Annotated in this window: 6 protein-coding genes; 5 read left to right on the top strand and 1 reads right to left on the bottom strand. The window is 37.2% G+C overall.

Translation table 11 applies throughout. The features are described from left to right. From ACFIO5_RS08760 to ACFIO5_RS08740, 5 genes are all read left to right on the top strand, one after another. The coding region (locus tag ACFIO5_RS08760; protein WP_375705249.1) for an HNH/ENDO VII family nuclease at positions 1 to 1500 on the top strand (1500 nt) is incomplete at its 5' end. A gap of 55 nt (positions 1501 to 1555) precedes the next feature. After that, positions 1556 to 2128, top strand: coding sequence for an SMI1/KNR4 family protein (locus ACFIO5_RS08755; protein WP_375705248.1), 573 nt, complete (start codon positions 1556 to 1558; stop codon positions 2126 to 2128). A gap of 52 nt (positions 2129 to 2180) precedes the next feature. Then, positions 2181 to 2759 (top strand): SMI1/KNR4 family protein, encoded by a 579-nt coding sequence (locus tag ACFIO5_RS08750; protein WP_375705247.1) that lies wholly within the window; start codon positions 2181 to 2183, stop codon positions 2757 to 2759. Between the two features lie 48 nt (positions 2760 to 2807). Next, positions 2808 to 3395, top strand: coding sequence for an SMI1/KNR4 family protein (locus ACFIO5_RS08745; protein ID WP_375655438.1), 588 nt, complete (start codon positions 2808 to 2810; stop codon positions 3393 to 3395). A 42-nt stretch (positions 3396 to 3437) separates the two neighbouring features. Then, complete coding sequence (locus ACFIO5_RS08740; RefSeq protein WP_375643532.1) at positions 3438 to 3902, top strand: SMI1/KNR4 family protein; 465 nt, start codon at positions 3438 to 3440, stop codon at positions 3900 to 3902. A 484-nt stretch (positions 3903 to 4386) separates the two neighbouring features. On the opposite strand, the gene ACFIO5_RS08735 is transcribed toward ACFIO5_RS08740, so the two are convergent. Next, positions 4387 to 8640, bottom strand: a 4254-nt coding sequence (locus ACFIO5_RS08735) for a type ISP restriction/modification enzyme (RefSeq protein ID WP_375705246.1), incomplete at its 5' end; no start/stop codon positions are given.

The raw sequence follows: 8640 nt of genomic DNA, 5'->3' as shown, positions 1-8640 counted from the left end.
TTTTTTAACAATCTGCGCATCGCCCTGTCTGATACGGTTGGCAAATCGTTGGCGGAAGAAATCGGTACCGCCAAGGCAGAAGGCAAAATAGATACGGTCACGCAGATCGTTGCCCATGCAGGACTTGGCTGCTTAAAAGGCGCGGTTGCGAGCGGTGCTTGCTCTGCCGGTGCTGTGGGGGGTGCTGTGGGCGAAGCCACTGCTATGCTCCAGTTTCAATTGTGGGTGCAAGGCATTGTGAAAGAGGAAATGGGGGACCTAAACGGTCGCACCCCAACTGCGGAAGAGGAAGCGCGTATAAACGCAAAGATTGATGCGCAGTTTGCTGACTTTAGAGACCACACCATTGATGTTGCACGGGCTGCTGGGGGCGTTGCCGCTGCCATTGCCGGTGGCAATGTTGATGCCGGTGCCGATGCCGCAGGTAATGCCGCTGCAAATAACTACCTCAGCAGTGCGCAACAAGCTCAGATGAATAAAGAATTAAAGGAGTGTCCTGACCTTTTATGTGAAGCAGCAGTGTCTGCGAAGTGGTCTGCGATTAGTACAGGGCAAGGTATAAGCTTTGGGGCTGGTATAGTAGCTGGTGTACCGGCTGAAATATACGATACGGTTGATGGTTTTTGGCAACTAGCCAAACATCCCGAAGAGACTTTGAAAGCGCTCAAAGATTTTTTCAGCAGTGGTGAGATTTTGGCGACAATTGGTCGGACCCTTGGACAGTCCTATGTAGATCGCATTAATAAAATGGAGGAGGAATATGAGCGAGCCGGTGCTGGTGGATCCTTTAAAGCTGGACTTGAATTTGGAAAATTATTGACTGAAACAGCATCCCTAATGACAGGAGTTGCTGGAGCAGCCAAGGGAGCCATAAAGCTTGGCGAAAAGGCTTGGATTAAATTCATTGCTAGGAAAGATTTTGCCCAATTCGCTTCCAAGAAAAATCTTGCAGAACTTGCAGCTCAAGGAGATCCTGACAAACTAGCTGCTAGGAAAGAACTGACCAAACTTGCTGCTAAAGAAAAAAAGCTTTGGTTAAAAAAGAAACCCACTAAATTTACCGATAGCAAATTTGGACAGACCTACACAGTTTATCGGAGAGACGATTTGTTTGATCCTCATGCAAGGGTTAAATGGACTGAAAAAGGAGAAACGGTATGGGGCACCAATGTTGAAAGGACAAAAACAGGAAGAGCACCTATAGGGTTTGATGGTAAGCCTGTTGAGTTGCATCACCTAAATCAAACCCCTGATGGACCCCTAGCGGAAATTAGCCATGAATTTCATAAAAAATATACTTCTGTTATTCATGCTAATCCAAAAACACATCAATCGCTCATAGATAGAAAAAAGTTTGAGAAGCAGAGAGAGGAATATTGGAAAGAATACGGCAATGGGCATGGAGAACAAAAAAACAGTAGTTTAGGAGGAATAATTGATATGAAATGGGGTATCATAGGTCTAAATTTTGACAGATGGGGACAGGAGCACCGGCAGTAATACTCTACGATTGATGAAAAAAGAAACTTATAAAATAATTTATGGAGGATAATTGATGAAAACCTATACCTTAGATGATGTTACAGTATTAGTTGATAAATATGAAGGTGATATTGTTAATTTTGCTAGCAAAGATAAGGAGGTTGATGATCTCGTGATTGAAAAAGCTGAGGAAATTCTTGGTTTGCAATTCACATCTTCCTATAAAGTTTTTTTAAAACATTATAAAGGCGGGGACATTGGTGGTTATGAAATCTATAGGCTTTATAAGGAGTGTGGAGAAGATATTCCTTTTGATGATATTGTTTTTCAAAACTTAAATGATAGAAAACGTGGTTTCGCAACACCAGAACAGCTTATCGTTTGTGATGCTGCTTTTGGTGAAACCTTTTATTTTGATTATACGCAGTTTAGGGATGGAGAATGCCCACTTTATGTCATGCTTCCATCTGAGGATTGCGAATATTATGCCAGTAATTTTTATGAATTCCTTTGCAAAAGAATTAAAGAAAGCGTGGGAGAAGAGATACCTGAAGGTGACCAACCGATTGAAAAGATTGAGCACACTCCCACTCCGCAACCTATACCTTTTTACAAGAGTTTTTGGAAAAAACTATGGAAGAGGTGAAATTGATAGAGGAAATATGGAGCGTTTATAACGCACGTTTTGAGGATCATCCATGAAAACCTATACCTTAGCGGATGTCATAGAATTAGTTGATAAATATGATGATATTATCAATTTGGGTACTGAAGATGATAGAGAGAATGAAACAGATGATTTACAGATTGAAAAGGCGGAGAAAGCTTTGGGTTTGCAATTCACATCCTCTTACAAAGTTTTCTTAAAAAAATATGGAGGAGGAGAAATTGGTGGTGATGAAATATTTAGCATTTATGGAGATTGTGGGGAAGGTATTCCTGCTGGTGATATTGTTTACCGAAACTTACTCAATAGAGAACGTGGTTTTGTGACACCAGAACAGCTTTTCGTTAGCAGAACAGATTTTGGTGAAACCTTTTATTTTGATTATACGCAGTTTAGGGATGGTGAATGCCCACTTTATGTCATGCTTCCATCTGAAGATTGCGAATATTACGCTAGCAATTTTTATGAATTCCTTTGCAAAAGAATTAAAGAAAGCGTGGGAGCTGAGATACCTTATGGTGATCAACCGATTGAAAAGACTGAGAACACTCCCACTCCGCAACCTATCCCTTTTTACAAGAGTTTTTGGAAAAAACTATGGAAGAGGTGAAATTGATAGAGGAAATATGGAGCGTTACGCAAGTTTTGAGGATCATCTATGAAAACTTATACTTTAGATGATGTTGCAGTATTAATTGATAAAGTGAATAAATATGATGATGATATTATCAATTTCGGTACTGAAGATGATGCAGTTGATGATCTACTGATTGAAAAGGCGGAGAAAGCTCTCGGTTTACAATTTACATCTTCTTATAAGAGTTTTTTAAAAAATTATAAAGGAGGAGAAATTGGAGGTTATGAAATCTGTAGCGTTTATAGGGATTGTGGAATAGGTATTGCTGCTGGTGATATTGTTTTCCGCAACTTAAATAATAGAAAAAGGGGTTTTGCGACACCAGAACAGCTTATCGTAAGTAGAACAGATTTTGGTGAGACTTTTTATTTTGATTATACGCAGTTTCGGGATGGAGAATGTCCAATCTATGTTATGTATCCATTGGATAATTGCGAATATTACGCCAGTAATTTTTATGAATTCCTTTGCAAAAGAATTAAAGAAAGCGTGGGAGTTGAGATACCTGATGGAGACCAACCAATTGAAAAGATTGAGAACACTCCCACTCCGCAACCTATCCCTTTTTACAAGAGCTTTTGGAAAAAACTATGGAGGAGGGGCAAATGATAGGGGAAATATGGAGCGTTACGCAAGTTTTGAGGATCATCTATGAAAACCTATACCTTAGCTGATGTTGCAGTACTAGTTGATAAATATAACGATAGTATCGATTTTGGCTCTACAGATGAAGCAGTTGATGATGCACTGATTGAAAAAGCAGAGAAAACTCTTGGTTTGCAGTTTACGTCTTCCTATAAAAGTTTTTTAAAAAACTATGGAAGAGGGGAAATTTGTGGTGAGGGAATATGTAGCGTTTATGATACAAACTTTGAGATTGTTCGTAGTGATGATATTGTTTATAAAAACTTAAATTATAGAAAAAATGGTTTTGCAACGCCACAGCAACTTATTGTTAGTAGAACCGATTTTGGAGAGACATTTTTCTTCGATTATTCTCAATTTCAGAATGGAGAATGTGCACTCTATTTTGATTTTCCACCCAAGGATCCACAATATTATGCAAGTAACTTCTATGAATTCCTCTGTAAAAGGATTACAGATAATTTGAAGTAAATTTCTTTGTATGGTGGTTTTATTTTCAAATTGCAATGTTAAACCACCATTATTTTTTTTAAATGAGAGAAAATTAAAATCAATATATTTCAATAGGTTAAGATTTTACAGATCTTAAAAAAAACAACCTATATAAAAATACAACCTATAAATTCAACTAATAATATACGTTTTGAGGGGGTTTTGACGGTTTTTACACCTTCAAAACCTATAAGTAATATAAGAAAATGAATATACATAACTCTCTTTAAACAAAGCTTTTGAAAAGCATAAAGCACTCATTTTAGATTACGATATAATCTTTTAAAGGCAATTCAAAAGAAGCCTATTCACTTTAAGATGGGATTTCTTTTTAGAATAACGCATATAAACACTCCTTTTAAGATGGTAGGTAATCAACTTAACAAGAGAGGTATAGATTAATCGCTATGTTCTATACCCCTTATGAGTTTATCATACCCATTATGTGAGCATGCTTTATAAGTTATTCAGTTTCTTTAATTTCTAATTTTGGTAGTTTTTTTACGATTTTCATTGTTTCTAAACTTACGGTAATAACCCTCTGAAATAACTCTAGAGGGTAGGCAGGGTTGCCAATGGTTTCAACAGCATAGCGATTGGCATCATTCACAATGCCACTCTTTTTATCAGTCTTTACACATTGACGCCCCATAACCCATTCAAGAGCGGGCTTGCCATTGACGATATACTCATAAGCTTCAAGAGGGATGTCTGTTATTGTGATATTGCTGTTGTAAATAACTGTAGATTTATCCTTTTCCTTACTATTCTTAATTTTTGCGAATTTCATTTCTGTAACGTAATAAAATTTTTCGGGATTAGAGATCTCTGTCTGTTTTGGATTACCCTTTTTAAAGGTCACTGGATAAGGTTCTACAGTTTCATAATTCACGTGCAAATGACCCAGTTCACGCCCTGCTGTTACAAATTTCCAAAAATCATCAGCACTCTTTACACAAGGAATGCGAGGTAATTCTTTGCATAAATTATCAGCATAACGAGAGCGATAATCTTCCGAATGAAGTAAACCGTAAACATAATAGAATAAATCATCTTTTGTTATGGTTTCATTCGGATAAGCGGCTTTAAAATGTTCTAGTCCCTCATCAGTAATGGCATCACGCTTCTGTAAACCAGCTGTTTTACTTTCTTCTGTAGAAATTAAAAATAAATGAGTTTGTTTTTTGTTTTTATCTTTTGAGACCGTTGTGTCTTCGTAAATATAGCGTGGAAAGCATTGACCTGTATCTATTGCATGAAAATCAGGTAGATCCTTAGTCATAATAACAGAAAATCCACTTCTTGCCCCTATAGCAGAAACTTGTATCACTGTATTTTTGATCATTTTTTCTACAGGAAAGATACGAGGCATTTGATAAATTGCTTCATTAAAAATGCGATTATAATAAAGCCACTGTCGTGTAAAAGGACGATATAAACTTTGAACAAAACCGACTTCTTCAAATTTTAAAATATGACCTCTTGCTAATTGTTTTTTTATATTCAAACTCCAACTTATCTTGCTTGTATCTGAATTAACAAAATTATCTACAGCCTTTGTACGTGATTTACTGTCAGTGTGCGCATAAGCATTATTAAAACGTTCTGCTTCACTGTTATAGAAGGCAATCATGTTACCCATATTTTTCGCTAAAATTGCACGACTTGAATTGTATGCCCAAGCATCACGACTAGTCGTAATGCCACAAGAATAAATCTCAAAGAGTTTTTTCTCATGAGGTCTCTTATCGCCTAAAGCTAAGAATGTTTCAAAACTGTCATCACGTTGACGTATCCAATCACCATGCTTATCTGGTGTGATTATTTGCCAATCTTTTTTACTTCGTGTAATGCCATCAATACTACCAAAGTCCTTAATTGTTTTAAGTTTTTTTTCTCTTGTTTGATTATCACCAATATCATGATAGTAAATTTTACAAGGTCCAATAGCATTGGGATTTTTGATAAACAAGGTTACAGCAATACCGGTCATACTACCATTGCCAAAAATATTTTCACCTTCTTGAGCTCTTCCATTGCTTAACATATTTTTGCGAAGATCCCCCCGTAAATTAAGCACATAAATGCTCGTAAACTCTTTGGCTAAAGATTTTCGTAATCCATCCATTGTTGACTTTTCTATGTAACCAGAACCAGAAACAAAACCGATTACTCCAGCATTATCAATACGATCACTAGCCCAGCGAATGGCACGAATATAACTATCATAAAGATTTCGCATAAGGCTTGCTTTAGATTGAGCGGCGTAAGTTTCATCAATACGGTCATTTAATATCGGATAAGGCGTATTCTTTGCATTATCATTAGCACTTTTTTGACCTGTTGAATAAGGAGGATTGCCAACAATAACTTGGATATCTACTTCCTGCTGTTTTTTACACCGCTCTGAATTCTCAAACATATAGCGTGTAAAAAAATCTTTTTCCTCTAACATCAGAAAAGTATCGGTTAAACAAATTCCTTCAAAAGGGATATACTCACCTTTCATGATACTATGATACGTCGATTCAATGTTAATGGCTGCTATGTAATAGGCTAGCAAGACAATCTCATTTGCGTGGATATCATAACGGTATTTATATTCCATATCCTCTGGTTTGATGAGATTGGATTGTAATAGCCGTGTGATAAAGGTCCCAGTACCCGTAAAAGGGTCAAGAATAGAAACACCACGTGCCCCCAAGCTTTTGCCAAACTCATTGCGTAAAACATCATCAACAGAATGAATGATAAAATCAACAACCTCAATGGGAGTATAAACAATGCCTAATTTTTCTACTGTACGCGGAAAAGCATAACGGAAAAATTCATTGTAAAGCTCTACAATTAAACTTTGTTGTGCTTCAAGAGTGGTAATTCCACGCGTGTAAAATTGTACACTCTTAGAAATATTTTTGAGATCTTGAGATTCTTCTTTAGGAGTAACTTTATCAAGGGCATTGAGTACACGTTGTAAAGCGCAAGATACGGGATTTTCTTGAACAAACTGATGCCCTTCAAATAAAGCATTAAAGACTGGACGCGTCACAAGATGTTGCGCAAGCATTTCAATCGCATTTTGTTCGGAGATAGTTGTATTTAAATTACTACGTAATTCGGTCATAAAACCATTAAACACACGCCGTGTTTCAGTTTCTGATTTCGTCAAAACCTCAGTTAAGCGTGTGATATGAGTTTGAGCAAGATCACCAACATTTATTGCCCATTTTTTCCAATAGCTAGGATCGTAAAATCTATTAACAATAGCAGTTTTAATGACATCTTTACATTTAGAAAAAAGGGGGAGTTCACCTTGTTCTTCACATGTGTGAGAAGATTCGTAAGTTGCTAACCCAATATTAAGTCCTGAATACTCTAATTTTGAGCGTATAGGTAAATCATCAATAACCGTGGTCGTATCTTCTAACGCAAGTTCTTGAGAAGCAGCAACAATTTCAAGAGCATCGCTTACGTCTTGTTTTTTGTGCATATGGTGAATTATTTTATTAAAGTTATCATCATGAGCACGTAAAGCATTGAGAACTTGCCAGATGACATTATACTTTTGGTTGTTTTCTAAGGCTATTTCCGGCGGAATGTCAGCGGGTATCCCAACGGGTAGAATGATATAGCCTCTTTTTTTACCCTCTGCTCGACGCATTACACGTCCTATTGCTTGAATAATCTCAATTTGACTTTTTCGCGGGTGTAAAAATAGAACAGCATCAAGAGCAGGAACATCAACACCTTCAGAAAGACAGCGTACATTGGTAAGTACACGGCAGGTATTTTCCCCCGCATCTTCCTTTAACCATTCAAGTTGTTTTGTACGCTCTTTAGCACTAAAGGTTCCATCAATATGGGCAAGGGTACAGTTAAGAGGAGGAGTATCTTTATAGTTTTTATGAAGAGCGCGTAAAGATTCTTGCACTTTTTCTTTTTTGAATCTTTTGCATATGCGTTTAGAAGTCTCAATATCTTTGCAAAAAGCTAAAGCTCTACGCATGGGTTTGGGGTCATCTTTAAGATCAAGTTTCAGATCCATTTTGGTAAGGGCTCTATAACAGCCATTAATCTTGGTCCTATCGTCAAGAATAAGTTCATAATTCTTATCGGTAATAAGATGTTGAATGGATTGGCTTACTTCTTCTTCGTTGACAACTAATATGATAACTTTACAAGGTGCTAACAGCTTATCCTCTAAAGCACGTGAAAAGTTGTAAGTATAAAGTTGTTTGCCATAGAGTTTTTCATTATCCATGGACACCAAAACGTTATTGGATAAGAAAGCATTCCTTTTCAGCTTGTCACTAAAGATCTTTGGGGTTGCTGTCATGTAGAGGCGTTTTTTGCCTCGAATAATGCTATTGTCATGAACCTTGATAAATTCAGATTCATGCTTTTCTGTTCCCAACACAACACCAGTTGTTCTATGGGCTTCATCACAAATGATCAGATCAAATTCGGGTAAACCATGCTCTTTTTGTGCATCCGAAATCACTTGGATAGAATGATAGGTTGAAAAGATGACCGTCATTGCATCTGCTAGGGATTCACAAGCTTCTTTAGCAAGGGCTTGAGCATCTGTTGTAGCAGGGAGAACAAGATCTGATGTTTCCATGCCAACAATATCATCTTGATTTTTACGACGCTTGCCTACTTTCGTATCAGAACACACGGCAAAGGAACGCAACGGGACTTGTGCATCGGCTGTCCA

It is taken from the genome of Bartonella sp. AA86SXKL (genome assembly GCF_042196885.1).
The sequence above is the reverse complement of the archived record's forward strand: the minus strand, read 5'-3'. Positions and strand labels throughout refer to the sequence as shown.

Excerpts from the sequence above, each read along its gene's own strand:
- ACFIO5_RS08755 (WP_375705248.1), top strand. The coding sequence starts at position 1,556 with ATGAAAACCTATACCTTAGATGATGTTACAGTATTAGTTGATAAATAT.
- ACFIO5_RS08745 (WP_375655438.1), top strand. The coding sequence starts at position 2,808 with ATGAAAACTTATACTTTAGATGATGTTGCAGTATTAATTGATAAAGTG.
- ACFIO5_RS08750 (WP_375705247.1), top strand. The coding sequence starts at position 2,181 with ATGAAAACCTATACCTTAGCGGATGTCATAGAATTAGTTGATAAATAT.
- ACFIO5_RS08740 (WP_375643532.1), top strand. The coding sequence starts at position 3,438 with ATGAAAACCTATACCTTAGCTGATGTTGCAGTACTAGTTGATAAATAT.